We start from the raw sequence: 25,897 nt of genomic DNA on the forward strand, positions 1-25,897 counted from the left end.
TAGGTGAGCAAGATGGTGCAGGACTTCCAACAGTACAGCGCATGGCGCCAGAGCGTCGTCGCGGCCCTTGAAAACTACCAGATGTGGGTCACCGCCGCCGAACTGACCGATGGCGCCACCGAACAGCGCATCGCCCGCGCGCTGGCCCGCCTGGCCGACGACAAGCTGTCGGTGGCGTTTGTCGCCGAATTTTCGCGCGGCAAGTCCGAATTGATCAACGCCCTGTTCTTCGCCGATTATGGCCAGCGCATCCTGCCATCGGCGGCCGGCCGCACCACCATGTGCCCGACCGAACTGCTGTACGACCCGGCCCACCCGCCCAGCCTGCGCCTGCTGCCCATCGAAACGCGGCTGAACAACCTGTCGACCAGCGATTACCGCGACGACCCCAGTGCCTGGACGGTGCTGCCGCTGTTGCCCGGCGACGGTGCCCAGATGACGGAAACGTTCAAGCAGGTCAGCCTGACCAAGATGGTCAGCCCGGCCGAAGCGAGCCGCTACGGCCTGTACGACGCCGCCGATGCCGATGCCGCCAGCACGCTCGACGCCAACGGCATGGTCGAGGTGTCGCTGTGGCGCCACGCCATTATCAATTTCCCCCATCCGCTGCTGCAGCAGGGACTCGTCATTCTCGACACGCCAGGGCTGAACGCCATCGGCACCGAGCCCGAACTGACCCTCAACCTGATTCCGAATGCCCACGCGGTGCTGTTCATCCTGGCCGCCGAGACGGGCGTGACCAAGAGCGACATCGATGTCTGGCGCACCCACATCGGCGGTGGCCGCGGCCGCATTGTCGTCCTCAATAAAATCGATGCCATGTGGGACGAGCTGAAAACCGACGCCGCCAACGACGCCGAGATCGCCCGCCAGCAGGCCAGCGTGGCGCAGTTGCTGGCCTTGAGCCCGCGCCAGGTGTATCCGGTGTCGGCGCAAAAGGCGCTGGTGGCGAAGATCAACCAGGACATGGCGCTGCTGGAAAAAAGCCGCCTGGGCCAACTTGAATCGGCGCTGTTCAACGAACTGATTCCCTCCAAGAAGGACATCATCCGCTCGCAGCTGGCCGACGATATGGCGCAGCTGACGGTGGCCCAGCACGCCATCCTGAGCGCGCGCGGACGCGACCTGATCGAACAGCTGCAGGAACTGCGCAGCCTGCGCGGCAAGAACCACAGCGTGGTCACCCACATGATGCGCCGCGTCGAAATGGAAAAGAAAGAATTCGACGCCAGCCTGGTCAAACTGGCCGGCACCCGCGCGGTGTTCGCGCGCCTGTCGACCGAACTGTTTACCACCATGGGCATGGAGACGGTGCAGCAGGAGGTGGCCGCCGTGCGCGAAGCCATGCATGCCAGCCTGTTCGCCACCGGCATGCGCGGCCCCGTCAAATTTTTCTTTGACCAGGCCAAGCACAATCTCGACGAAGCAGTCGCCAAGGTGGCTGAAATCGGCGCCATGATGGAGTCGATGTATAAAAAATTCTCCACCGAGCACGGCCTCACTTTATCGCTGCCGATGCTGTTCTCGTTCGACAAATACCGCGCCGAACTCGATGCCATCGAGGCGGTGTACCAGAAGCAGTTCGGCACCACCACCCTGCTGCTGACCGGCCGCAGCGCGCTGGTCGAGCGCTTTTTTGATTCGATCGCTTCGCGCGTGCGGCGCACCTACCGCGCCGCCAATGCCGATGTCGAAGCGTGGCTGAAAGTGATCATGGCGCCGCTCGAATCGCAGATCCGCCAGCACAAGGACCAGCTCAAGCACCGGCTGGCATCGATTAGCCGCATTCACGACGCCACCGACAGCCTGGAACAGAAAATCGAAGCGTTCGAAGCGACCCAGGCCAGTTTACAGCGGGTCGAGGAGCAGCTGCGCCAGCTCGCTGGCGGCGTCGACGCCGCCCTCGCCGGCCGCGCGCCGCCATTAGGTGTGGCGGCGTGAAGCGGGCGCAGCGACCCGACGATCTGCAGCCCTTGCACGACCCGACCTTTGCGGCCGCCGTCATCGACTGGCAGCGCCAGCACGGCCGCCACGCGCTGCCGTGGCAAAACACCCGCGACGCTTACCGCATCTGGCTCTCTGAAATCATGCTGCAGCAGACCCAGGTCGCCGCCGTGCTGGGCTATTATGCCCGCTTCCTCGAGCGCTGCCCCACCGTCGCATCGCTGGCCGCAGCGTCGGCCGAAGAAGTGATGCAGTTGTGGAGCGGCCTCGGTTACTACACGCGCGCGCGCAACCTGCACGCGTGCGCCAAACGCGTGGTGGCCGAATATGGCGGCCAGTTCCCCGTCGATCCGGCGCTGCTGGCCGACTTGCCCGGCATCGGCCGCTCGACGGCGGCGGCGATTTCCGCCTTCGCGTACGGCACCCGCGCGGCCATCCTCGATGGCAACGTCAAGCGCGTGTTTGCGCGCGTGTTCGGCGTCGAGCAATACCCGGGCATCAAACCGGTGGAAGACGCCCTGTGGCGGCGCGCCGAGGCGCTGCTGCCGGAGAGCGGCATCGAGCGCTATACGCAGGGTCTGATGGATCTGGGCGCCACCCTGTGCACGCGCGCCAATCCGGCCTGCGAGCGCTGCCCGCTGCGCCTGCGCTGCGCGGCGTATGCCAGCGGCCGCACCGCCGAACTGCCGGTACGCAAACCACCCAAGACCACGCCGGAAAAACGCGCCGCCATGCTGGTGGTGCTCGACGCCGGCCAGGTGCTGCTCGAGCAGCGCGCCGACAGCGGCATCTGGGGCGGCCTGCTGTCACTGCCGGAAGTCGATGGCCACGCCGCCCTTGGCGTGGCGCTGCCGGACGTGCTGGCCTCGGCGCAGCGCTTCGGCGCCGTCGACACCATCGATGCACTGCTGCCGCTGACCCACGGTTTTACCCACTACAAGCTGCACATCCACCCGCGCCAGGTGGCGCTGTCGCAGCGGGCGGCGCCGGTCGATGGTTTTGTGTGGTGGGACCTCGACAAGATCGGCGCGGCGCCGTTGCCGGCACCGGTCAAAAAACTGCTGGCGCAGCTGGCCGCGCCGTCGCTGTTTTAACGCGCTGGTTTAACGCGCGGTGTTAACTTACAGCTCGTCGATCGAAAAAATGCGCCGGTGTTCGCGGATGGCATAACGGTCCGTCATGCCGGCGATGTAGTCGGCGATCTTGCGCGCCTGGCGCTCGGTGTCGCTGCCATCGCCTGCGGCCAGCTGATAATCGGGCGGCAGCAGCACCGGATCTTTCATGAAAGCGTCGAACAGGTCATTGACGATGCGACTGGCCTTTACACGCATGCGGTTGACCTGGTAATGACGATACAGGTTGGCGTGCAAAAAGCGCTTCAAGGCCGTCGTTTCGGCCTTCATGGTGTCGGAAAAACGGATCAGCGGCGCGCTGGCGCGGACGTCGTCGATGTGGCGTGGGGCAGCGTCGGCAATCAGCGCCGCCGACGTCGCGACGACATCGGCAGTCATCACGGTGATCATGCGGCGCGAGGTTTCGTAAAGCGCGCGGCGGCCCGGCAGGCCGGGGTATCTTGCCTCGACCTCGTGATAAAAGCGGGCGAACAGGTCCACTTCCATCATCTGCGCCATGCTGATCAGGCCCGAGCGCAAGCCGTCATCGATGTCGTGATTGTTGTAGGCGATTTCATCTGCCAGATTGGTCAGCTGCGCTTCCAGGCTGGGCTGGGTGCGCAGCAAGAAGCGCTGACCCAGTTCCCCCAGCGTGCGCGCGTTGGCCGCCGAGCAGTGCTTCAAAATGCCTTCGCGCGTTTCGAACATCAGGTTCAGGCCATCGAAGTCGCCGTAGTGCTCTTCAAGCGAATCGACCACCCGCAGGCTTTGCAGATTGTGCTCGAAGCCGCCGTATGCACCCATGCACTCGTTGAGCACATCCTGGCCGACGTGGCCGAACGGCGTGTGGCCCAGGTCGTGCGCCAGCGACACCGCTTCGACCAGGTCTTCATTGAGCTGCAAGCTGCGCGCCAGGGTGCGGCCAATTTGCGCCACTTCGATCGAATGGGTCAGGCGGGTGCGGAACAGGTCGCCCTCGTGATTGAGGAACACCTGGGTCTTGTATTCGAGGCGGCGAAACGCCGTCGAGTGGATGATGCGGTCGCGGTCGCGCTGAAATTCGCTGCGCGAACCGGCCGGCGCTTCGGCAAAGGCGCGCCCCCGGCCCTGCTGCGAATGGGCGGCGTAGGGCGCCAGGCGGTCGTCGAAATTCATGGCGCGCTGCAGGCGGCGATGGTCTCGAGCAGCAGCGCGCGCGGGGCGTTGCCGATGCTCGGTGAGCCCAGCGGCTTCAATAGAATAAACTTGATGTCGCCGCCTTCGTTTTTCTTGTCCACTTCCATCAGCTCGATCCAGCGCGCCGGCGCCATCGGCGGCGCCAGCGTCGGCAGGCCGGCAGCGGCAACCAGCGCGCGCACCCGCGCCAGCGCTGCAGCGTCGATGTGTCCGAGGCGGTGCGACAGATCGGCGGCCATCACCATGCCGCAGCCGACTGCTTCGCCGTGCAGCCAGGCGCCGTATCCCATGCCCGCTTCGATGGCGTGACCAAAGGTGTGGCCGAAATTGAGGATGGCGCGCAGGCCGCCCTCGCGTTCATCCTGGCGCACCACCTCGGCCTTGATTTCACACGAGCGCGACACCGCATACGCCAGAGCGCTGCGCTCGCCCGCCACCAGCTGGCCGATATGCGCTTCGATCCAGCTGAAAAAATGGGCGTCGGTGATGGCGCCGTGCTTGATCACTTCGGCCAGGCCGGCGGCCAGCTCGCGCTGTGGCAAGGTGGCCAGGGCGGCGGTATCGGCCAGCACCGCGCGCGGCTGGTAAAAGGCGCCGATCATGTTTTTACCGAGCGGGTGGTTGATGCCGGTCTTGCCGCCCACCGACGAGTCGACCTGCGCCAGCAGCGTGGTCGGCAACTGCACGAAGGGCACGCCGCGCATGTAGCTGGCGGCGGCGTAGCCGGTGAGGTCGCCAATCACGCCGCCGCCCAGCGCCACCAGGGTGGTCTTGCGGTCGCACTGGTGCGCCAGCAGGGCGTCGAACACGGTCATCAGGGACGCTTGCGTCTTGTATTGTTCGCCGTCGGGCAGGATGATTTCGAGGACCTCGCGGCCAGCCTTGCGCAGCGCTGCCGTCACCCGCGCCAGGTACAGCGGGGCGACCGTGGTGTTGCAGACGATGGCGACCTGGCGGCCCTGGATGTGGCGGCTGAGCAGGTCGGCATCGTCGAGCACGTTGGCGCCGATGATGATCGGGTAGCTGCGCTCGCCAAGGTCGACGGTGAGGGTAATCGGGGACTGCTGGGTCATCGTGTCGGTGGCCGCCAGAGCCTGCGCGCGCGCGGGTGCGCCGATCAGGTCGAGCTGGTCCAGAATGGTTTGAACCATCGATTGTACGTTAGGGCGGCCGGTGTCGATCACCAGTTCGGCGATCTCGCGGTAGAGCGGCTCGCGCTCGACCAGCAATTGTTCAAGTTTGCGGCGCGGATCGGCCGTTTGCAGCAGGGGCCGGTTCTTGTCGTGACCGGTACGCTGGAGGATGTTGTGGACGTTGGCGCGCAAATAAATGACGATGCCGCCGGCGGCCAGCCGTGCCCGGTTGTCAGCCGACAGTACCGCACCGCCACCGGTGGCCAGCACGATGCCGTCCTGGCCGCACAGATCGCGGATGACGTCGGCCTCGCGCCGGCGAAAGCTCGCTTCGCCTTCGATTTCAAAAATCCACGGGATCGAGGCGCCCGTACGGGCTTCGATCTCGTGGTCCGAGTCAATGAAACGCTTGCCTAATTTTCTGGCGAGGATACGACCAATTGTCGTCTTCCCCGCCCCCATCAGTCCTACCAGATAGATATTTCTCGATTTCACGGCTTCGATTTGAAGGGGAACAGCAGCGTGGCCCCCAACGGTGTTTTCACACTGACCGAGAAGGAGCCATCGGCGCAGGCCGCCTCAGGTTTGATGGTCACAGCGTGAATGGTACCGCTTTTTGAGTTATTCGACGGCACTTTGTTAGGCGACACAGTGCCCGGTACCAGTTTGTCGGCATCGGCGGTGGCGACATCGGTGTTGTACGGCAGGGTATTGCCGTTCACATCGAACAGGCGGAAGTACAAGCTCTGCGCCGAGCAGCCGCTACCGGAGACGCCGGCGATGACGTTTTCAGCGCCATCGGCAGCGGTCCAGTCGCGGCAGCTGCTGCCGGTACAGAACTGGCGCTTGAAGTTCGGCGTCGACCCGCTGAAGACAAATTCGGCGGTGGCACGGATGTAGGTCACGCCAAATGAGGTCGGCGGCGTGGCCGAATAGCCCTGGTGGCCGTACGGGAACGGCAGATCCTTGGCGGGATCGAGGACACCGTCGAAGTTGGCGTCGAGGAAGGCGTCGCCCATCGCAGAGAACGGCTCGCCGGCACCGGCAGCGCAGGTATCCACCAGCGGCCGGTAGACGGCCGACGGGCTGGCGCCAGCTGGCGTGGTGAAGCTGGTGCAGGTGTACTGGCCGTCGCCGTTGAGATCGACAAACGTCGGGATGCCCTGGGCGAAGGCCAGCACGGTCACGCGGCCATTGACCGGGCGGAAGTTTTGCGACTTCAGTTTGACCGTGCAAGCACCGTCGGTGGTCTGGCAGGCGCCCTGGGCCGACGAGGCAATGGCGCCGCCGGCGGTGACAAAGTTGACCGTCGTGCCGTCCGATACGGGGTTGCCGTACTGGTCGGCCATGGCAATGGTGACGTTGGACACAATACCGTCATGGTCCCAGCCTTCGATGTTGAACGCATCGGCGCTGAGCGACATCGATTTCTGGATCGGCAGGCCGGTCGACACGGTCAGCGAATCGGACAGGCCGCTGAGAGTGGCGCCGTTGCGGTTCGCTTCGGCGATCACCCGCACTGGCGTCGGGATGGTACCCGACGATACCGTGGTGTTGACTAAGCCGGTGCTGTCGCTGGTGGCAACGACCGGGTTGACCGACAGGCCGCCGGTCGAGGTGGTCGGGGTAAACTTGACGTCGACGCCGGCCAGGCCGTTGCCGAGCTGGTCGACGACACGGAAGGTCAGCTGGGCCGATTCCGAACGGCCCAGACCGCCCGAGCCCTTGAGAACGATCGAATTGTTCCCCGTGCTCGCGGTAACGAACTGCACCGAACCGACGGCGGCCGGATCGACCTTGACGCTGATGGTCTGACTCGAATTGCCGACCGCGGCGGTAATCACGTCGGTGCCACGCAGGCAACCATTGTTGGTGTACGTCACCGAGCGCACGCCGGCCGTCAGGCCGCCCGGCGTCAGGGTGGCCTTGCCATCGCCGGCGCACAGCGACGACAGGGTCAGGCCGCTGGTATCGCTGACCGGTTGGCCACCGCTGGTGACGGGAACGTTGAGCGAGAGCGAACTGAAGGCCGACAGGCTGGCCGGCGCCGCCGTGCTAAACGACAGCGTACCCACGGTCAGCGGTGCGGCGCCGATCGACAGCGTGGCGCCGCCGGTGGCAGTCTTGCCATCGGACGTGGTGCCGGTCGCGGTCACCGAGACGGCGCCGGCAGCGGTGAAGCTGGCCGGCTTGACAGTGATGACGGCAACGCCAGCGGCATCGGTCAGGGCCGAGCCAGACACAGGATTGAACGTCAGCAGGGTGGCATCGCTGCTGACAAAGGTGACGACCGCATTGGTGGCCGGGGTGCCGCTGGCGGTGAGGAAGGTGGCCTTGACGGTGCCGTTCTGGCTGCCCGACAGGCTGCTGATGGCGGCATTGGCGCCATCGGTGATCTTTAAGGTCAGGGTCGGCGTGGTGACGGGGGTGGTGCCGCCAGTGCTGCCACCGGTGCTGCCGCCAGTAGTGCCGCCGCTGGTGCCGCCGCTGGTGCCGCCGGTCGCGGCGCTACCGGTCGTGCCAGCTGAACCACCGCCGCCGCCGCAGGCTGCAAGCGAACCGGACAACAGGCCAATGGCGGCATAGCGGGCCAGTACGGCCGGGGACAACGATTTTTTTGTGAGCAGCATAATTGATCCAGTAAAAGTGGCACGCAGGGTTTGGGCGGCAGGGGTCATGATGGTGCCGCCAATTTATCGGGTGGGCGCAGCGTCGGCTACAATTTTTGGCGTCAAAAACACCAGCAATTCATTCTTCGACGATTCGCGACCGGTGGTCTTGAACAGGTAGCCAAGGAAGGGCACATCGCCCAGCAGCGGCACCTTGCTGGCACTGGTGCTGTCGACCTGCTGGTAAATGCCGCCGAGCACAACCGTACCGCCATTTTCGACGCGTACCTTGGTCTTGACGTGCTGGTTGTTGATGGCAAAGCCGGCCGGCGTCGAATCGCCCTTGGAATCCTTGTTGATCTCGACGTCGAGGATGACGTTGCCGTCAGGCGTGATCTGCGGCGTCACTTCGAGGCGCAACACCGCCTTTTTGAAGCTGATCGAGGTGGCGCCGCTGCTGGTGGCGACCTGGTAAGGCAGTTCGACACCCTGTTCGATCAGGGCCACCATCTTGTCTTCCGTCAGCACGCGCGGGTTCGACAGGATCTTGCCCTTGCCATCGGCTTCGAGGGCCGACAGTTCCAGGTTGAGGAAGCGGTTGGCGGCGGCCGAAAACAGCGAGAACGCCACGGTGGCCGGCGGGATGGTGCCGATCGACGCTGCAGGCAGGTTGATCAGCTGGCTGTTGGCGAAGGCATCGGCAGCGCTGCCGCCCACCTGGCCAGAGGCCTGGCCGGCGCCGCTGATGTTGCCGCCGATGGCGACCCGGTTGTTGCCGTTGAGCTGGTAACCGCCGTCGCCGCCACGGGTGGCGCGCAAGTCGGAAAAGCCCAGCTTGGCGCCAAGGTTGCGGCTGAAGCTGTCCGTCGCTTCGACCAGGCGTGCTTCGATCAGCACTTGCTTCGAAGCGATGTCGGTCTTGAGGATCAGGCGGCGGATGTCTTCCACTTTCGAGGCGATGTCGGTGACGAACAGCTGGTTGGTGCGCACATCGATGATGGCGCTGCCGCGCTTGGACAGGACGCGGTTGCGGCTGTCGGTGCTGCTGTCGATACCGAGAACGGTACGGAACGATTCGGCCTTTTGATAATTGAGCTGGAAAATTTCCGAGCGCAGCGGTTCGAGTTCAGCGATCTGTGCGCGCTGCTCGAGCTCGAGCTTTTCCTTGGAAAGCAATTCTTCGCGCGGCGCAATCCACAGCACCGTGCCATTCTTGCGCATGTCCAGGCCCTTCGCTTGCAGGACGACGTCGAGCGCCTGGTCCCACGGCACTTCTTTCAGGCGCAGGGTGAGGTTGCCGGTGACCGAATCGCTGGTGATGATGTTCAGACCAGAGATATCGGCGATCGCCTGCAGCGCCGCGCGCACTTCCACGTTCTGGAAATTAAACGACAGCTTCTCGCCCCGATAACCCTGGCCGCCCTGGGTGACCTTGTTGGGGTCTTCCTTGATCGGCTTGATGTCGATCACCAGCTGGGTGTCGCTCTGGTACACCGACTGTTCCCACAGGCCGCGCGCTTCGATGGTCATGCGCGTATTGTCGCCCTGCGGTGCGGTGGTCACCAGCGCCACCGGGGTGCCGAAGTCGGTGACGTCGATGCGGCGGCGCAAGCTGGCCGGCACCCCCGTCTTCATGAAGTCGACCAGCACCTTGTTGCCCACCTGGCGCACATCGACGGCGACCTGGCTGTTCGGCAGGTCGACGACGATGCGCCCTTCGCCATTGGCGCCACGCTTGAAGTCGAGGTCGCGCAGCACGGGAAGCGGGCCCTGGGCAGCAGCAGCAGCAGCGGCGGCAGTGGTAGCAGTAGCAGTGGTAGCAGTGGTAGCAGTAGCAGCGCGCGGTGCGAGCGGCAGGCCGACGCTGTTGACGGCCTGGGCGACGCCGCCCGAGCCTTCGATGGTGACGATGATCGACTTGCCATCGATGGCAGTGGCGTAATTGAGCGGCCGCTTCAGGTTGAGCACCATGCGGGTGCGGGGACCGGCCTGCGCCACGTTGACGCTGCGCACATCGCCGACATTGATGTCCTGGCTGGTTTTACCGGTGAAATTGGTGGTGGCAGCAAAATCGAGGGCAATCCGGCTCGGATTACTGATCAGGAAACCGACCGGCAATGCCGTCGGCGCCTCGCGCATGGCAATGTTGACGATCACGTTGCTGCCCTGCACATTGGCGGTGATCGATTCGATGCCGTTGGCTTGCGCCTGCGCAGGCTTGGCCGCCTCTGCTGCTGGCGCCGCTGCCTGGGCCAGCACGATCGGCGCCGGCAGGGCCAGCGTCACCAGCGTAAAGCAGCGCAGCAGCGCCGCCATCAAACCAGTGCGGGAAATTTTTAAAGCGTTCATTTTTTAGACTCCTTACTTTCCTGCAATTCCAGCTTCGCCAACCGCTCGACCCATTCGCCGCCGGCATCCTGAACCACTTCCTTGATATTCACGGCAGTATCGCTCACAGCGAGGATGGTGCCGAAATTTTGACCGATACGCTGGCCTGGCCTGACCTGGAAAATCTGCCGGTCAAGCTGGATCAGGGCATAGCTTTTACCGCCCTTCTCCATCGTGCCCACCATGCTCAACGTGTCGAGCGGGTAGTTTTCCAGTAATTCTTTACGACGCGTCAGATCGGGCTTGAGGCGGTCGTTGCTGTTTTGCGCCGCCAGCGCCAGCTCGGCGAGCAGCTTGTTGGCGTTGAACGGATCGAGGCTCGCGCGCGCCGTGTAGGCAAACGGAATGAAGGTCTTCGGCTCCGGGATCGGCTTGACCGAGACCCGGGTTTCTTTCTTGACCTCGTTCATCCAGTCCTGCACTTCGCGCACGTCGCTGGCACCGCAGCCGGCCAGCAGCAACAGGGCGGCGATGGCGCCAGCGTTTTTGAGGGGGTGGGGCATGCGGCTCATTTAGGGGCTCCAGCGGCCTTGGCTTTTTCCAGACGGGCCTTGCGCTGCGCATTGGCTTCCTCGGGATCGAGATAGCGGAACGTCTTGGCGACAGCGTCAAGGGCCAGCGAGCCATCCTTGCCGGCCGTCAGCGTCATGTTATTGAGCGTGACGATGCGCGGCAGATTGGCCATATCGGCCGCAAAGGCGCCGATGTCGTGGTAGTTGCCGGTGACCTTGATATCGATCGGTTGCTCGGCGTAGTAATCGCGCACCACCACCTGGCCCGGACGGAACAGATCGAACTGCAAGCCGCGGCCGAGACCGGCCTGGTTGATGTCCGACAGCAGCGCCGCCATTTCCGCCTTGTTCGGCAATTGCTTTTGCAAGCGCTCGACGTACTGGTCGACCTGCATTTTTTGCTTCTGCAACGCTTCCAGGTTGATCGCCTGCGCCATCTTGCTGCGGTACTGCTCGCGCAGGGTGACTTCTTTCGCCGCCAGCGCTTCGCGTTCTTCGAACTGGTTACTCCAGTAAAACCAGTAACCGAGGCCGAGCACGCCGACCATCACGCCGAGGGCGCACAGCATGCGCGGCGCTACCGGCCACAGGCCCGGATGGCGACCAGACAGGCCGTCGAACTGGCCGCTGAGCGATGCACTCATTTCTTTCAGATTGATGTCCATGGGATTCCTTACTTCGGCGCCGGCCCGGCCGCAGCCGGGGTGGGTGCCGCTGCCGCTGCCACCGGTTTCACGCCCGCTTTGTCGCTGCCGTCGGGGTTCTTGTCGGCGGCTTTGTCCGGGTCCATGTCGCGTGGGCGCTTGATGCCAACGGTGAGGGTAAATTCGACCACCTTGCGCCCGCTTTTACTCTGCTGCAAAACGGCGGCCTTCACTTCGGTCAAATCAGGTTTTTCCAGCCACATCGAATTGTTGGCCAGGTTGCGCAGCAGTTCGGCAACCCGCTCCTGCGACTGCGCCACACCGGACAGGGTGACGCGCTGGCCTTCCTGTTTGACACTCTTGAGGTAGACCCCGGCCGGCGTTTGCTTGACCAGTTCATCGAGCAGATAGACGGGCTGGTTGCGGTCCGCCTGCAAGTCTTCGACCGCCTGCTGGCGCGCCTTGAGCGCTTCGATTTCCTGCTTGAGGGTGGCGATGGCGACAATTTTCGTGTCGAGCTCGGCATTGGCCTTGGTGAGTACCTCGTTGCGTTCGTTCTGGATGGCGACGCGGGTGGCGTTATAGCCGCCCACGCCGAGTACCACGGCGGCGCCGACAATTCCGCCAAGCACCAACAGAGCGGCGAAGGCGGTCTTCTTGAGTTTGCGTTTTGCTTCGCGGTGCGGCAGCAAATTAATGCGGATCATTAGCCGAACCTCCTCAGAGCCAGGCCGCAGGCGACCAGATAGGCAGGCGCCTCGGCCCGCAGGCTCGATTCACGCACGCCGGGCGCCAGTGCCATGCCTTTGAACGGCGACACAACGGCGGTGGAAATTTTGGTGCGCGCAGCGACCACATCGAGCAGGCCCGGCATCAGGGCACAACCGCCCGCCAGGTACAGCTGGTCGACCCGGGTGTACGGCGTCGACGTATAAAAAAACTGGATGGCACGGGTGATTTCCGAGGCGGCGTTTTCAAGGAACGGCGCGGCGTGGTCGACCTGGTAACTGTCGGGCAATTCACCGGCACGCTTTTTCGCATCGGCCACTTCGAACGACAGGCCGTAGGCGCGCACCAGGTCCTGGGTCAGCTGGTTGCCGCCAAACGGCTGCTCGCGCTCATAGATTGTTTCGCTGCCGATCATCACCGAGATATGGGTGACCTGGGCGCCGATCTGGAACAGGGCGACGATCTTGTCGGCCGCGCCCGGCTGGTTGGCGGTGACGCGCTCAAGGGCGGCGCGGGCGGCGTACGATTCGATGTCCATCACCGTCGCACTCAGGCCGGCCGCTTCGGCAATGGCGACGCGGTCCTCGACCTTTTCCTTGCGCGCCGCCGCCAGCATGACGTCGATATCGTCAGGCGCATTGGCGGCCATGCCCAGCACTTCGAAGTCCAGGCTCACTTCATCGAGGGCGAACGGAATGTACTGGCTCGCTTCCGATTCGACCTGCACTTCGAGCTGGTCGTCGGCCAGACCGGCCGGCAAGATAATTTTCTTGGTGATCACCGAGGCGGGCGGCATGCCGAGGGCGACCAGCTTGGCGCGGGTACCGCTTTTTTTCCACACGCGGCGCACGGCATCGGAGACTTGCTCGATATTTTCGATATTGCCATCGACCACAGCGCCGCGCGGCAGCGGCTCCGAGGCGAACCGCTCGAGGCGCAGTTCGCCCTTGCCGAGATCGGCCAGTTCAACCAGACGCACACCCGAGGTGCTGATATCCAGACCCACCAGCGGAGGGCTGGCTTTGCCGAACAGGGAAGCTAGATTTATCATTCCGACCGTACTCCTGAACACCGCAACAGCGTTTGGAACCACAAGGTGCACTTGCAGAACCGGCCACCATCGCGCTCAATGACCCGAAATTTGTTATAAAACCGCCACTTAGCGACTTGGTGCGAAGCGGAATATTAAATCGTAGCAACACTGTCCGACGAGTGTAAAGGTATTTCTGCACTGGAACATTCGGTCGACGGGCGGGAATGCCACACTCTGTGAACTCGCTGACATCACAGTTGTCTGGTGCACCACTGGTTGTCCAGATAAAGTACATTTCCGGTTACATTTCGACGCAATTTTGGCCGATATTTAACATTCGCTGGCGCGCTGGCGCGGCCGAACAGCTCCCGTATAATGGATTGGCTTAGTTAACTGAAAGATGCGGCGCATGAAGTCATCGAACGGCCAGACCAAAACCGACAAATCCTCGCGCTCGGCAGCAGCGACGCCGGGCGGGCGCCCCCTCACCGCGCGGCGCGTGCTGCTGGTGCTTGCCGGGGTGCTGGGCGGCACCGGCCTGGCTGCCGTTCTGGTGGTGGTGTTTGCGCTGGCGATGGCCTACCCCAACCTGCCTGCCCTCGACACGCTCACCGATTACCGGCCGAAAATGCCACTGCGGGTGTTTTCCGCCGATGGCGTGCTCATCGGTGAGTTCGGCGAAGAGCGCCGCACCCTGGTGCGCTTCGCTGAAATCCCCACGGTGATGAAAAAAGCCGTGCTGGCCATCGAAGACGACCGCTTCTACTCGCACGGCGGGGTCGATTACCTGGGCATCCTGCGCGCGGCCGTGCACAACGCCACCGGCGGCGCCCGTCAGGGTGCCTCGACCATCACCCAGCAGGTGGCGCGCAATTTTTTCCTGTCGTCCGAACAGACGCTCAAACGCAAGGCCTACGAAGTGCTGCTGGCCTGGAAAATTGAAAAAAACCTCAGCAAGGACCAGATTCTCGAGGTCTACATGAACCAGATTTACCTGGGCCAGCGCGCCTTCGGTTTTTCCTCGGCCGCGCAGATCTATTTCGGTAAAAATTTAAAGGACATCAGCGTCGCCGAAGCGGCCATGCTGGCCGGCCTGCCGAAAGCGCCGTCCGCCTACAATCCGGTGGTCAACCCCAAGCGCGCCCGCACGCGCCAGCAATACATCCTGGTACGCATGCACCAGCTCGGTTACATCACCGACGCGCAGTTCGAACAGGCCAAGGCCGAGCCCCTGAAAATCAAGACCGACAGTGGCGAATTCGGCGTGCATGCCGAGTACGTGGCCGAAATGGCGCGCCAGCTGGTCTACGAGCAGTTCAAGGAAGAGACCTACACGCGCGGCCTGAATGTCTTTACCACGGTCACCAAGGCGGACCAGGATGCCGCTTACCTGGCCCTGCGGCGCGGCGTGATGGACTACGAAAAGCGCCATGCCTATCGCGGGCCGGAAGCCTACGTCGACATCCCCACCGTCAAGGAAGACGCTGACGAGGCGATCGAGGCGGAACTGGCCGAGCACCCCGACAGCGACGATATCGTCGCTGCCATGGTGCTGCAGGCCAGCGCCGGCGCCATCACCGCCGTCACCGCTTCTGGCGAAGAAATCAAGATCAGCGGCGCCGGCCTGAGTTTTGTCCGCGAATGGCTGTCGGACAAGGCTGCGCCGAACCGCCGTCTGCGCCGCGGCGCCGTCATCCGCGTGACCCAGGATGGCGGCGCCAGCTGGAGCGTGACGCAGATGCCGGAAATCGAATCGGCCTTCGTTGCCGCCGACACCACCGACGGCGCCATCCGCGCGCTGGTGGGCGGCTTCGATTACAACCGCAACAAGTTCAACCACGTCAGCCAGGCCTGGCGTCAGCCCGGCTCGTCGTTCAAGCCGTTTATTTATTCGGCCTCGCTCGAGCGCGGCCTGTCACCGGCGACCATCATCAACGATGCGCCGATATCGTTCGATGCGGGGCAGACCGGCGGCCAGGCCTGGGAGCCAAAAAATTACGACGGCAAGTATGAAGGGCCGATGACGATGCGGCGCGGCCTGACCAAATCGAAGAACATGATTTCGATCCGTATCCTGCACAAGATCGGCGCCAAATATGGGCAGGAATACACCAGCCGCTTCGGGTTCGATCCGGAAAAAAATCCACCCTACCTGACCCTGGCGCTGGGCGCCGGCTCCACCACGCCGCTGCAAATGGCGGGCGCGTACGCCGTGTTCGCCAACGGCGGCTACCGCGTCAGCCCTTACCTGATTTCCAAGGTGACCGATGCGGATGGCAAGATCCTGTCGCAGGCTGCGCCCGACAAGGCTGGCGTCGATGCCAACCGGGTGATCGATGAACGCAATGCCTTCCTGGTCGACAGCATGCTCAAGGATGTGGTGCGCTACGGTACCGCCAGCAAGGCGATGGTCTTGAAACGCACCGATCTGGCTGGCAAGACGGGCACCACCAACGATTCGATCGACGCCTGGTTCGCCGGTTACGCCGGCAAGATGGTGGGCATCGCCTGGATCGGTTACGACCAGCCGCGCAACCTGGGCAACAAGGAAACCGGCGGTGGCCTGGCGCTGCCGATCTGGATCGGCTTCATGCAAAAGGCCCTGAAAAACGTGCCGGTCGACGAGCGCGTGGTGCCGGCCGGGGTGGTCCAGTACGGCGACGAATATTACTATGCCGAAAATCCACCGGGCACCGGTGTGCAAAGTCTCGATGTCGGCACGCGCGGCACGCCGGCTGAAGAAAAGCAGAAGGATGCGGTCAAGAACGAGTTGTTCTGACCGCTTGCGGGCGCCGGCACGCCCGCAATGCCGTCTTACAGCGTGATAGTGGCACCGCCCTGGCCGCTGGCCAGGGTTGACAGCGTGGCCAGCAGTTCGGAGCCGTCACGGGTGTTGATCCAGGCCCCGCCGATGCGCTTGTAGTGGTAGCCACCGGCCTTGGCGGCCACCCACAATTCTTGCATGGGGGCCTGGCTGTTGACGATGATCTTGCTGCCGTTGTCGATGAATTCGATTTCCAGCACGTTGCCGCTGCGCTTGCACTCGACGTCGATGACGTCTTCGTCGTTGAGCTTGTCCATCGCCGCTTCAATGCCATTCAAGGTGCTTTCAGCCAGGGCTAAAAATTCTGTTTCGCTCATGCTACACTCCAAGGTCCAGGTCTAACTTCCATCAATCAGACAGTGATTCTAATCGTGAAGTCCCCATTCATGTTCGCAGCCGTGTTAATGCCCGTGCTTGCGCTCCTCCTAAGCGGCCTGAGCGGCTGCGGCCAGACCGGTCCGCTGTACCTGCCGAAGCCCGCCGCCCGCCCACCGGTGGTGCAGCCGGCAACGGTGGCGCCGGTCATTTCCACGGTGCCGGCGCAGCCCAACGGCAGCCCCTCCCAATAAGCCATCACCAATCAACCTCAACCTGCTGTTATCCGTCAGAGTCCGCCGCCCGCCATGTCCCATTCCACGCCACATTTTGACTACCACAATGGCGTCCTGCACGCCGAAACCACCGCGCTGTCGACCCTCGCCGAAGTGTACGGCACCCCGCTCTACGTGTATTCAAAGGCCGCCCTGCTGAGTAATTTCGATGCCTACGCCAGTGCCTGCGGCACGCGCGACGCCCTCATCTGCTACGCCATGAAGGCCAATTCCAACCTGGCCATTCTCGATTTGCTGGCGCGGCGCGGGGCCGGTTTCGACATCGTCTCCGGCGGCGAACTGCTGCGCGTGCTGGCCGCTGGCGGCGACCCTGGCAAGGTGATTTTTTCCGGTGTCGGCAAAAGCGTCGCTGACATGCGGCTGGCGCTCAGTCACGACATCCTGTGCTTCAATGTCGAATCGATTGCCGAACTGCACCGTCTGAACGAGGTCGCCGGCAGCATGGGCAAGACGGCGCGCATTTCGCTGCGCGTCAACCCGAACGTCGATGCCAAGACCCACCCGTATATCGCCACCGGCTTGAAGGCGAGCAAATTCGGGGTGGCGTTTGATGATGCCCTGCAAACTTACCGGGTCGCCGCCGCCCTGCCCCACCTGGCGGTGACGGGCATCGATTGCCACATCGGCTCGCAACTGCTGGACGACGCCCCGCTGCTCGCAGCGCTCGACAAACTGATCGAACTGATCGACGAACTGGCCCTCGAAGGCATCGTGCTGCACCACCTCGACATCGGTGGCGGCCTCGGCATTGATTATGGCGAAGCGGGCGAAGCGGCGCCGGTGCCGGTGGACATTTACCTGGGCCGCCTGTTCCGCCGCATCGACCAGTGGCGCAGCGCGCGCCATGATGGCGTGCCGATCAAGGTAATTTTTGAGCCGGGCCGCTCGATTGTCGGCAATGTCGGCGTGCTGTTGACCACCGTCGAATACCTCAAAAAAGGCGAAGAGAAAAATTTCTGCATCGTCGATGCAGCGATGAACGACCTGATGCGCCCGGCCCTGTACCAGGCCTGGATGGGTGTGCATGCAGTGCGCCCGCACAGCGGCGAGACGGCCGACCTGTACGACGTCGTCGGTCCGGTCTGCGAATCGGGCGACTGGCTGGCCAAGGACCGCATCCTGTCGGCCGAAGCGGGCGATGTGCTGGCCATTACGTGCGCCGGCGCCTACGGCTTGACGATGGCGTCGAACTATAACACGCGCGGGCGCGCCGCCGAAGTGATCGTCGACGGCGATCGCGTGCACCTGGTGCGCGAGCGCGAGCAGGCGGCCGACCTGTTCGCCCTGGAACGCCTGATCAAGTAAAAACACGGCGCACGACCGCGTCAAGTCCGCGCCGGCACCACCGCGCGCGGCGCCTTGGTCAGTTTCCAGTACAGCCGCAAGCCGAGCAGCAGCGCCACGATGGCGCCGAATATGATCGGCTGCTGGAAATTGTGCTTGGCTGCCTTCATCCACCAGAAATGCAGAATCCCGAGCGGCGCGATCAGGTAGATCAGCCGGTGCAGCCATTGCCAGCGCTTGCCGCCGAGCTTGCGAATCATGGCATTGGTGCTGGTTGCCGCCAGCGGCATCAACAGCACGAAGGCAATAAACCCCACCGTAATGAAGGGGCGCTTGATGACGTCTTTCCACATCGCCTCGAGGTCGAAAAAATGATCGAACCAGAGGAAGGTCATGAAGTGCAGGAAGGCGTAAAAGAATGCAAACAGGCCCACTTCGCGGCGCAGTTTGACTAACCAGTTCCAGCCGCTCAAGCGGCGCACGGGCGTCACCGCCAGGGTGATGCACAGAAAATACAGGGTCCAGTCACCGGTGCCGCGGGTGATGTGTTCGAGCGGCTCGACCAGCCGGCCGCTGATGGTCAGATAGGCCATCTGCGCCACTGGAATGAGGGCCAGCAAGAAAACGACCGCCTTGATCGCGCTCACCTGGCGCGCACTGGGATTGAACGCCGTCATGGTTAAAAATTCTTTTTCAAGTCCATGCCGGTGTACAGCGATGCCACGTCACTGTAGCCGTTGAACATCAGCGTCTTGCGCTTTTTCTGGAAAAAGCCATCTTCGCCGATGCGCCGCTCGCTCGCCTGCGACCAGCGCGGGTGATCGACGTCCGGATTGACGTTCGAATAAAAGCCATATTCGGACGGTGCCGAGATATTCCAGGCGGTCTTGGGCATGTCCTTGACGAAGCGGATCTTGACGATCGACTTGGCCGATTTAAAACCATATTTCCAAGGCACCACGATACGCACGGGCGCGCCGTTTTGGTTCGGCAGCACCTGGCCATACATGCCTACCGTCAGCAGTGTCAGCGGGTGCATGGCTTCGTCGATGCGCAAGCCTTCCACGTACGGCCAGTTGAGTACCCGGCTGTTCACCCCCGGCATTTGCTTGGGATCGGCCAGCGTGACGAACTCGATGAACTTGGCATTGCCGTTCGGCTCAACCTTCTTGATCAGGTTCGACAACGAATAGCCGACCCACGGAATGACCATCGACCAGCCTTCGACGCAGCGCAGGCGATAGGCGCGCTCTTCCAGCGGCGCCAGCTTGGTCAGCGCATCGATGTCGATCGTCATTGGCTTGTTGACCTCGCCCTCGATCGACACCGTCCATGGTCGCGTCTTGAGGGTGTGGGCGTTGACGGCCGGCTCCGACTTGTCGGTGCCGAACTCGTAGTAATTATTGTAGGTCGAGGCGTCCTTGAACGGCGTCTGCTTGTCGAGCGCCGAATAGGCTGGATTGAGCTTGGCTGCGAGCTTGGCGGCCGGGGTCTGGGCAAACGCTTCGCGGTTGGCCATTTCCCACAAGGCACCGCCAGCGGCAGCGCCCAGCGCCATCGCCTTGATGAAATTGCGCCGTTCTTCGTAGACGGCCTGCGGGGTGATTTCGGACGAATACGGTAAATCGAGACCGTTGGGGCTGCGTTTGATGAGCATGGCGTTCCTTGGCAATCGGTGGGTGCGGTGGCATGACAGGATCGGACACGATCCTTTGATTTGCCTTAAGCGACCACCAATATGCCATAGTTCTTTGTGAACTGCTGCGCTTACAACTTGCCGTACGAATGCAATCCTGACAAAAACATATTCACGCCAAGGAAGGCAAAGGTGGTCACCACCAGCCCGATCAGGGCCCACCAGGCGGCCACGCGGCCGCGCAGGCCGCTCATCAGGCGCATATGCAGCCAGGCGGCATAATTGAGCCAGACGATCAGTGCCCAGGTTTCTTTCGGGTCCCACGACCAGTAGCCGCCCCAGGCTTCGGCCGCCCACAGCGCGCCGAGGATGGTGGCGACGGTAAAAAAGGCGAAGCCGACCGAAATGGCCTTGTACATGACATCGTCGAGCACCTCCAGCGCCGGCAGGCGGTCGACCAGGTAGCCGTGCGATTTGAGCAGGTAAGCCGCGCCCACCATGGCGGCCAGGGCAAAGGTGCCGTAGCCGACGAAATTGGCCGGCACGTGGATTTTCATCCACCAGCTTTGCAGGGCCGGCACCAGCGGCTGGATGTCGGCGGCATCGCGCGACACCGTGTACCACAGCAAAAAGCCAACGGCGGCAGCGATCACCAGCAGCACGAAGGGGCCCAGCTGGCGGGTCTGGTAATGCGCTTCGTAGTACAGATAAAACATGGCAGTGATCATCGAAAACAGGATAAACACTTCATACAGATTCGACACGGGGATGTGGCCGACGTCGCTGCCGATCAGGTACGACTCGTACCAGCGCACCATCATGCCAGTCCAGCCCAGCACCACGGCGGCCCAGCACAGCTTGGAGCCGACGGCGCCACCGAAGGGCGAACGGGCGACCAGGCCGAGCCAGTAAAACGCGGTGGAAAACACGAACAGGGTACTCATCCACAAAATCGCCGACTGTGATGACAGCATGTATTTGAGGAAGAATTTTTTGTTGGCCAGGTCGAGGTTGCCGCCGTACAGGCCGATGGCGCACAGGGCCAGCAGCGCCACCAGCGGCATCAGCGCGCGCAGCGGCTTCCAGTGCCAGCCCAGGGCGGCGAACACGGGCACCGCGCACACCAGGATGGCTTGCTCGTAGACGTCCATGAAGCTGCCGTAACGGCTTAAGGCAAAGCCGGCGCCCAGCGCCAGGGCGATGGCAAACAGCCAGTCGGCGCTGCCCAGGCGGCGCAGATAGCCGGGGGCCTGTACGTAGGTTTGTCCGGGACTGCTACCGGGCTTGGCTTGTGATAATTCCATGAGGGTCTCCATACGGTTCAGCTTGAGGCGCAGCTTACGCCGATTGCGCGAGCTTGGCACTCATGTCGGTAAATTCGCCTTCGAAGTCGAGTGTCTTGCGCTGCGTGCTCATCGCCATCAAGCCATCGCTGCCACCGTCGGCATTGTCGGCGATCCAGATCCACAGGCGCCGCTCGCGGATATAAAACATCGAAAACACGCCCAGCACCAGCAGCAGGCAACCGAGATACACCACCTTTTTGCCAGGCGAGCGCGTGACCTGCAGCACCGAGGCTTTGACTTCATCGAATTGGTCGAGCTGCAGATAGACGGGGGCGCCGTACAGCACGCTGTCCGACAGCGCCAGCATCGACAGCTGCAAAAATTTGGCGTGCGCTTCGCTGGGCGCCAGCGCCGCCAGTCCGGCCTGCTCGCGGGCCGCCTGCCACAAGTGCCACAGGCTGCCATCGAGCATTTTCATGAAGATGTTGGCGGCCTTGGTCTGCTCATCCTGCGGCACCTTGATCGCTTCAATGAAGCGGGCCACTGCCGCCAGGCCGCCATCGCCCTTGCCGTCGCCGGCAAAGATGGCCAGGGTGCGTTCGGTCGACTCTTGTAACTGTTGCGACAGCGCCAGCGCCGCCGCGCTGGCGCCGGGCGGAATGGCCTGGCGTGCATAACGGGCGGCGGCATTCGCACGCAGGGCGGGATCGGCCAGCGCCGCGCGCAGGCGCATCCAGTCGCGCACGCTGTGCTCGTCGTCGGCGGGGATGCGCAGGAAGCGGAAGGCCTCGGCCTCGCTGGCGCGCATGCCGGTCAGATAGACCTGGCCGCCGTCGATGGTGACCGGTTGCATGTAATTCTGGTATTCACGCGCCTGGCCCGTGCTGTCGCGCAATTTATACTGGATGCTGGGACCGACGTTTTTCAAGTCCTTGTTGTTGGCGTTCTTGGCGGCCGAGCCGGAATGCTTGTCGAGGCTGGCCGATAACTGCTCGTTCAGGCTGGCGCCCTGCTTGACGGCGCGGGCGTCGCCGCCACCCATGTTTTCCACGTTAAACGGCCGAAAGCCGGACCATTCGACACTGTACTGGTCGGCGCCCCGCTTGAGGGGGGTGCTGCCATTGACCACACCGGTCAGGGCGAACGGACTGGCGTCGACGCCCGTCATGGGAAAGCCGGTCAGGGTCAGCTTGCTGCCGCCGTCGCCAAAACTCGACTGGTAGACCGCCACGCCCTGGTAGATCAGCGGCTTGTTCACTTCAATGGTGGCCGGAAAGCTCTTGCCAGTCTGATGGTCGTGGACCACGACGTCGCTGGCGAACAGCTTGGGCATGCCCGTCGAATAAAAATCGATGTGGAATTTTTTCAGCTCGATGGTGAATGGCAGATCCTGGATCAATACCCCGGTCGCCTGCGGAATGATGGCAACCGCACTGTTGCCTCCTTCCGGAATCTCGGTGTTGCCGCGGAAGGTGGGGTTGTTCAGGCTGAGCCGGTGCTGCGCGGGAATCTGGGCGATCACGCCATTGCCGGCAAATGGCGTCTTGCCCATGAACCACTGCTGCAAGCGGATCGGCAAGTCCGAATCGAGCATGCCGCCCACCAGGATGATGATGATGGCGCTGTGCGCAAAGATGTAGCCGAGCTTGTTAAACGCGCCCTTCTTGGCTGCCAGCAGCGTGCCATGGGGCTTGTCAACCAGTTTGATCTGATAGCCGGCGTCGCGTAGCCGCGCCATGCTTTGCTGCGCCAGTGCGGGACGCGCCAGCGCGCTCGTCCAGGTGGCCTTGTGGTGAAAATTGCGCAACGATTCTTCGCGCACGTTTTCGCGCCAGCTGCGCATGTCGCGCAACATCTTCGGGCCGTTGCGGGTGATGCACAGGGCGGTCGAGGTGATCAGAAATACCAGGATCAGCAGGAACCACCAGGCCGAATAGACGGCGTACAGGCCCAGGTGCCGAAAAATTTCGAACCAGAACGGTCCGAACTGGTCGACGTAATTGGGCATGGGGGCGTTTTGTGGCATCACCGTGCCAATCATCGACGAGATGGCGATGATCGCCAGCAAACTGATGGCAAAGCGCATCGACGACACCAGTTCGACGATATCACCGGCCTGGAAACGCCCCCGTTTCATTTCACCTGCTGCGCTGCGCATTGCATCCATCCCGTGTTGGTACTGCTGCTGTCTGTATCGCTGTCACACCAGCGACAACGATCATCGAAAATAAAAAAGGGCGGCCTGCTTGCGCGTGCCGCCCGTACGACGATACACCCGCCGCTTATTTGAGGCCGGCGATATAGTCTGCCACAGCCTTCATTTCGTCGTCCGACATGCGCTGTGCGAGCGTGGTCATTTGTACACTGTTCTTGCGGGCGCCGGTGCGAAAGGCCACCAGTTGGGCGACGCTGTAATCCTGGTGCTGGCCGGCCAGACGCGGGTACTGGATGGGGACGCCCGCGCCAGCGGCGCCATGGCAACTGGCGCAGGCAGCGACGCCGCGCTCGGCGATGCCGCCGCGGTAAATCTTGCGCCCCAGTTCGAGTGTGTCCTTGTTTTTGGCTGCGCCCCCTTTCGGCGCTTGCGCGGCGAGATAGGCGGCGACGTTTTTCTTTTCGTCGTCCGTCATCATTTTCGCGTAGGTCGTCATGATCGGGTGGGCGCGCGTCGGACCGGTAAATTCGACCAGCTGCTTGTAGACGTAATTGGAGACCTGGCCGGCCAGTTTCGGATTGGCGGCGATGGTCGAGTTGCCGGCGGCACCGTGGCAAGACAGGCAGGCGGGCAAGCCGCGCGCGGCGTCGCCGCCATCATAGAGGGTGGCGCCCTTGGCGGGATCGAGATTGACGACGGCGGCAGCGCCATGCGCCGTCTCGGCGGCCTGGGCCTGAGCGCCGGCGGCAACAGCCAGCGAGGCGATGATGAACAGCGATTTCACAAGTGCCGTAGCGGCGGAAGGGAACGAAGCTCGATTCATGCAAACACCCTGACCATGTAAAAATAAATTTTATTGAGGGGACGCCGGTTCGATGCCGTAGTACCTGATGCAGAAAATTCGCGGTCTCACGCGCCTGCAGCGGGCGCACCGCCAAGGCGGGGCGCGGGCATCGTAACCTCTTATTGTACAATAGCTTTCTTGCGTTATCGCCAGCTTTTATTTGCAATTTACCCTACTCCATGTCCAAACTCTGGCAAGCCCGTTTCTTCACCACCGTCAACCAACTGCGCGATCTGCCGACCACCACGGCGCCCGAGATCGCCTTTGCCGGGCGCTCCAACGCCGGCAAGTCGACGGCCATCAATATTCTGACCAATCAGAAGGGCCTGGCGTTCGCATCGAAAACGCCCGGCCGCACGCAGCACATCAATTATTTTTCCATCGGCGGCGCCCATGTGGGCCAGCACCGCAAGGATGCCCTGCGCCTCGATGAAGTCGAAGCGCTGCTGGTCGACCTGCCTGGCTACGGTTACGCCGAAGTGTCGGGCTCGGCCAAGCTGCACTGGCAAAAGCTGCTGGGCGACTACGTCCAGCGCCGTGACCAGCTGGCCGCGCTGGTCTTGATCATGGATTCGCGGCGGCCGTTTACCGATCTGGACATCCAGATGCTCGAATGGTTCGCCCCCACCGGCAAGCCGATTCACTGCATTCTGACCAAGGCGGACAAGCTCAACCGCAACGAATCGACCAACGCCCTGCGCAAGGCCCAGCAGATGCTCGCCAGCTACGTCGACGAAGACGGCGACGGCTTCCCCTTCACCGTGCAGCTGTTCTCGGCCCTCAAGCGGCTCGGCATCGATGAGGCCAATGACAAGATTATCGATCTGCTGGGCCTGGTGGACGTGGCGCCGGATCCGGACGCCGTGCTGATCGACCCGGTCGATGCGGATGACGCCGTTTAATTTTCCGGTTTAATTTTCCGTTTTAATTTTTCGTTTTAATTTTTAACTGAAAAACATGCCTGCTCACATACCTGCCGCCTACCCCGCCATCCGCCTGCGCCGCATGCGCCGCGACCCGTTTTCGCGCGCGCTGATGCGTGAAAACACCATCACGGCGCACGATCTGATCTACCCGGTGTTCATCCTCGATGGGGACAACCAGCGCCAGCCGGTGGGCTCGATGCCCGGCGTCGAGCGGGTGTCGATTGACCTGTTGCTGGAAGTGGCGGCCGAGTGCGTCGCGCTGGGCATTCCCGTGATCGCCCTGTTCCCGGTCATCGACAATGCGCTGAAAACCTATGATGGCGTCGAAGCGACCAACCCCGATGGCCTGGTGCCGCGCGCCATCAAGGCATTGAAGGCGAAATTTCCCCAGCTCGGCATCCTGACCGACATCGCCCTCGATCCCTACACCACCCATGGCCAGGATGGCTTGCCTGACGAAAACGGCTATATCGTCAACGAGACCACCATTGCCATGCTGATCCGCCAGGCCTTGACCCATGCGCGCGCTGGCGTCGACATCGTCGCCCCGTCCGACATGATGGATGGCCGCATCGGTGCGATCCGCGCGGCGCTCGAAGATGGTGGCCATATCCACACCCGCATCATGGCGTATTCGGCCAAATACGCGTCGGCGTTTTATGGCCCGTTCCGCGATGCGGTGGGATCTTCGGCCAACCTCGGCAAGGCCGACAAGAACACCTATCAGATGGACCCGGCGAACTCCGACGAAGCGCTGCGCGAAGTGGCGCTCGATCTGGCCGAAGGGGCCGATATGGTGATGGTCAAGCCGGGCATGCCGTACCTGGACATCGTGCGGCGCGTGAAAGATGAATTCCGCGTGCCCACCTTTGCCTATCAAGTCAGCGGCGAATATGCGATGTTGAAGGCGGCCGCGCAAAACGGCTGGCTCGACCATGACAAGGTAATGATGGAATCGATGATGGCGTTCAAGCGCGCTGGCGCCGACGGCGTGTTGACGTATTTTGCGCGGGATATTGCGCGGCTGTTGAAGCAGTCAGCTTGATGGGCT

21 protein-coding genes are annotated in these 25,897 nt (G+C 62.8%); 7 read left to right on the forward strand and 14 right to left on the reverse strand.

Translation table 11 applies throughout. The annotated features are described in order from the left end of the window. The first annotated feature begins 12 nt into the window (after window positions 1–12). Together ACP7BZ_RS17910 and mutY are read left to right on the forward strand one after the other, a co-directional pair. Window positions 13–1,941 carry a dynamin family protein gene (locus ACP7BZ_RS17910; RefSeq protein WP_426115634.1) on the forward strand — a complete coding sequence of 643 codons (1,929 nt, stop codon included), beginning with the start codon at window positions 13–15 and terminating at the stop codon, window positions 1,939–1,941. After that, window positions 1,938–3,038: an A/G-specific adenine glycosylase gene (gene mutY, locus ACP7BZ_RS17915; protein WP_426115636.1), complete on the forward strand. Its 1,101-nt coding sequence runs from the start codon at window positions 1,938–1,940 to the stop codon at window positions 3,036–3,038. The genes ACP7BZ_RS17910 and mutY overlap by 4 nt, the downstream gene beginning before the upstream one ends. A 27-nt stretch (window positions 3,039–3,065) precedes the next feature. On the opposite strand, the gene ACP7BZ_RS17920 is transcribed toward mutY, so the two are convergent. From ACP7BZ_RS17920 to ACP7BZ_RS17955, 8 genes are all read right to left on the reverse strand, one after another. Further along, entirely contained in the window at window positions 3,066–4,211 is a 1,146-nt protein-coding gene (locus tag ACP7BZ_RS17920) for a deoxyguanosinetriphosphate triphosphohydrolase (protein WP_426115638.1), read from the reverse strand. Next, window positions 4,208–5,827 (reverse strand): bifunctional shikimate kinase/3-dehydroquinate synthase AroKB, encoded by a 1,620-nt coding sequence (aroKB, locus tag ACP7BZ_RS17925; RefSeq protein WP_426115763.1) that lies wholly within the window; start codon window positions 5,825–5,827, stop codon window positions 4,208–4,210. Before aroKB ends, ACP7BZ_RS17920 begins: the two co-directional genes overlap by 4 nt. 29 nt (window positions 5,828–5,856) lie before the next feature. Beyond that, complete coding sequence (locus tag ACP7BZ_RS17930; RefSeq protein WP_426115640.1) at window positions 5,857–7,995, reverse strand: hypothetical protein; 2,139 nt, start codon at window positions 7,993–7,995, stop codon at window positions 5,857–5,859. Window positions 7,996–8,058: 63 nt separating this feature from the next. Further along, on the reverse strand, window positions 8,059–10,323 hold the full coding sequence (gene pilQ / locus ACP7BZ_RS17935) for a type IV pilus secretin PilQ (protein WP_426115642.1): 2,265 nt from the start codon (window positions 10,321–10,323) through the stop codon (window positions 8,059–8,061). After that, window positions 10,320–10,874, reverse strand: a complete 555-nt coding sequence (locus ACP7BZ_RS17940; RefSeq protein ID WP_426115644.1) for a pilus assembly protein PilP — start codon at window positions 10,872–10,874, stop codon at window positions 10,320–10,322. The genes pilQ and ACP7BZ_RS17940 overlap by 4 nt, the downstream gene beginning before the upstream one ends. Beyond that, window positions 10,871–11,539, reverse strand: a complete 669-nt coding sequence (locus ACP7BZ_RS17945; protein ID WP_426115646.1) for a type 4a pilus biogenesis protein PilO — start codon at window positions 11,537–11,539, stop codon at window positions 10,871–10,873. The genes ACP7BZ_RS17940 and ACP7BZ_RS17945 overlap by 4 nt, the downstream gene beginning before the upstream one ends. Window positions 11,540–11,547: 8 nt before the next feature. Next, the gene (locus tag ACP7BZ_RS17950; RefSeq protein ID WP_426115648.1) at window positions 11,548–12,225 is read right to left on the reverse strand and encodes a PilN domain-containing protein; all 678 of its coding nucleotides are present in this window, start codon (window positions 12,223–12,225) and stop codon (window positions 11,548–11,550) included. Further along, on the reverse strand, window positions 12,225–13,298 hold the full coding sequence (locus ACP7BZ_RS17955) for a pilus assembly protein PilM (RefSeq protein WP_426115650.1): 1,074 nt from the start codon (window positions 13,296–13,298) through the stop codon (window positions 12,225–12,227). Before ACP7BZ_RS17955 ends, ACP7BZ_RS17950 begins: the two co-directional genes overlap by 1 nt. Window positions 13,299–13,689: 391 nt before the next feature. Here ACP7BZ_RS17955 and ACP7BZ_RS17960 point away from each other — a divergent pair, with 391 nt between their 5' ends. Beyond that, the gene (locus ACP7BZ_RS17960; protein ID WP_426115652.1) at window positions 13,690–16,059 is read left to right on the forward strand and encodes a penicillin-binding protein 1A; all 2,370 of its coding nucleotides are present in this window, start codon (window positions 13,690–13,692) and stop codon (window positions 16,057–16,059) included. Window positions 16,060–16,094: 35 nt separating this feature from the next. Here ACP7BZ_RS17960 and cyaY read toward each other — a convergent pair whose 3' ends face one another. Then, window positions 16,095–16,421 (reverse strand): iron donor protein CyaY, encoded by a 327-nt coding sequence (gene cyaY, locus ACP7BZ_RS17965; RefSeq protein WP_426115654.1) that lies wholly within the window; start codon window positions 16,419–16,421, stop codon window positions 16,095–16,097. A gap of 93 nt (window positions 16,422–16,514) precedes the next feature. Here cyaY and lptM point away from each other — a divergent pair, with 93 nt between their 5' ends. Continuing rightward, window positions 16,515–16,673: an LPS translocon maturation chaperone LptM gene (gene lptM / locus ACP7BZ_RS17970; RefSeq protein ID WP_426115656.1), complete on the forward strand. Its 159-nt coding sequence runs from the start codon at window positions 16,515–16,517 to the stop codon at window positions 16,671–16,673. A 54-nt stretch (window positions 16,674–16,727) separates the two neighbouring features. Next, entirely contained in the window at window positions 16,728–18,020 is a 1,293-nt protein-coding gene (gene lysA / locus ACP7BZ_RS17975) for a diaminopimelate decarboxylase (RefSeq protein ID WP_426115658.1), read from the forward strand. A gap of 20 nt (window positions 18,021–18,040) precedes the next feature. On the opposite strand, the gene ACP7BZ_RS17980 is transcribed toward lysA, so the two are convergent. The 5 genes from ACP7BZ_RS17980 to ACP7BZ_RS18000 form a co-directional block, all read right to left on the reverse strand. Beyond that, entirely contained in the window at window positions 18,041–18,676 is a 636-nt protein-coding gene (locus ACP7BZ_RS17980; protein ID WP_426115660.1) for a sulfite oxidase heme-binding subunit YedZ, read from the reverse strand. Window positions 18,677–18,678: 2 nt separating this feature from the next. Beyond that, entirely contained in the window at window positions 18,679–19,656 is a 978-nt protein-coding gene (gene msrP / locus ACP7BZ_RS17985) for a protein-methionine-sulfoxide reductase catalytic subunit MsrP (RefSeq protein WP_426115662.1), read from the reverse strand. A gap of 110 nt (window positions 19,657–19,766) precedes the next feature. Beyond that, complete coding sequence (gene ccsB, locus ACP7BZ_RS17990; RefSeq protein WP_426115664.1) at window positions 19,767–20,939, reverse strand: c-type cytochrome biogenesis protein CcsB; 1,173 nt, start codon at window positions 20,937–20,939, stop codon at window positions 19,767–19,769. 34 nt (window positions 20,940–20,973) lie between these two features. Continuing rightward, window positions 20,974–23,088, reverse strand: a complete 2,115-nt coding sequence (locus ACP7BZ_RS17995; RefSeq protein WP_426115666.1) for a cytochrome c biogenesis protein ResB — start codon at window positions 23,086–23,088, stop codon at window positions 20,974–20,976. 115 nt (window positions 23,089–23,203) lie between these two features. Then, a complete protein-coding gene (locus tag ACP7BZ_RS18000) occupies window positions 23,204–23,899 on the reverse strand; it encodes a c-type cytochrome (RefSeq protein ID WP_426115668.1) in 696 nt (231 codons plus the stop codon). A gap of 200 nt (window positions 23,900–24,099) precedes the next feature. On the opposite strand from ACP7BZ_RS18000, the gene yihA reads away from it, so the two are divergent. Continuing rightward, window positions 24,100–24,822 (forward strand): ribosome biogenesis GTP-binding protein YihA/YsxC, encoded by a 723-nt coding sequence (gene yihA, locus ACP7BZ_RS18005; protein ID WP_426115671.1) that lies wholly within the window; start codon window positions 24,100–24,102, stop codon window positions 24,820–24,822. A 55-nt stretch (window positions 24,823–24,877) separates the two neighbouring features. Beyond that, window positions 24,878–25,891: a porphobilinogen synthase gene (gene hemB, locus ACP7BZ_RS18010; protein ID WP_426115673.1), complete on the forward strand. Its 1,014-nt coding sequence runs from the start codon at window positions 24,878–24,880 to the stop codon at window positions 25,889–25,891. Window positions 25,892–25,897: the final 6 nt, after the last annotated feature.

Origin of the sequence: Massilia sp. PWRC2, assembly GCF_049896725.1 — a bacterium.
Classification (GTDB): Bacteria; Pseudomonadota; Gammaproteobacteria; order Burkholderiales; family Burkholderiaceae_D; genus JAFCUW01.

Coding starts and splice junctions, on each gene's coding strand:
- ACP7BZ_RS17910 (WP_426115634.1), top strand. CDS start 13: ATGGTGCAGGACTTCCAACAGTACAGCGCATGGCGCCAGAGCGTCGTC.
- ACP7BZ_RS17920 (WP_426115638.1), bottom strand. CDS start 4,211: ATGAATTTCGACGACCGCCTGGCGCCCTACGCCGCCCATTCGCAGCAG.
- aroKB (WP_426115763.1), bottom strand. CDS start 5,827: ATGGGGGCGGGGAAGACGACAATTGGTCGTATCCTCGCCAGAAAATTA.
- ACP7BZ_RS17930 (WP_426115640.1), bottom strand. CDS start 7,995: ATGCTGCTCACAAAAAAATCGTTGTCCCCGGCCGTACTGGCCCGCTAT.
- pilQ (WP_426115642.1), bottom strand. CDS start 10,323: ATGAACGCTTTAAAAATTTCCCGCACTGGTTTGATGGCGGCGCTGCTG.
- ACP7BZ_RS17940 (WP_426115644.1), bottom strand. CDS start 10,874: ATGAGCCGCATGCCCCACCCCCTCAAAAACGCTGGCGCCATCGCCGCC.
- ACP7BZ_RS17945 (WP_426115646.1), bottom strand. CDS start 11,539: ATGGACATCAATCTGAAAGAAATGAGTGCATCGCTCAGCGGCCAGTTC.
- ACP7BZ_RS17950 (WP_426115648.1), bottom strand. CDS start 12,225: ATGATCCGCATTAATTTGCTGCCGCACCGCGAAGCAAAACGCAAACTC.
- ACP7BZ_RS17955 (WP_426115650.1), bottom strand. CDS start 13,298: ATGATAAATCTAGCTTCCCTGTTCGGCAAAGCCAGCCCTCCGCTGGTG.
- ACP7BZ_RS17960 (WP_426115652.1), top strand. CDS start 13,690: ATGAAGTCATCGAACGGCCAGACCAAAACCGACAAATCCTCGCGCTCG.
- cyaY (WP_426115654.1), bottom strand. CDS start 16,421: ATGAGCGAAACAGAATTTTTAGCCCTGGCTGAAAGCACCTTGAATGGC.
- lysA (WP_426115658.1), top strand. CDS start 16,728: ATGTCCCATTCCACGCCACATTTTGACTACCACAATGGCGTCCTGCAC.
- ACP7BZ_RS17980 (WP_426115660.1), bottom strand. CDS start 18,676: ATGACGGCGTTCAATCCCAGTGCGCGCCAGGTGAGCGCGATCAAGGCG.
- msrP (WP_426115662.1), bottom strand. CDS start 19,656: ATGCTCATCAAACGCAGCCCCAACGGTCTCGATTTACCGTATTCGTCC.
- ccsB (WP_426115664.1), bottom strand. CDS start 20,939: ATGGAATTATCACAAGCCAAGCCCGGTAGCAGTCCCGGACAAACCTAC.
- ACP7BZ_RS17995 (WP_426115666.1), bottom strand. CDS start 23,088: ATGGATGCAATGCGCAGCGCAGCAGGTGAAATGAAACGGGGGCGTTTC.
- ACP7BZ_RS18000 (WP_426115668.1), bottom strand. CDS start 23,899: ATGAATCGAGCTTCGTTCCCTTCCGCCGCTACGGCACTTGTGAAATCG.
- yihA (WP_426115671.1), top strand. CDS start 24,100: ATGTCCAAACTCTGGCAAGCCCGTTTCTTCACCACCGTCAACCAACTG.
- hemB (WP_426115673.1), top strand. CDS start 24,878: ATGCCTGCTCACATACCTGCCGCCTACCCCGCCATCCGCCTGCGCCGC.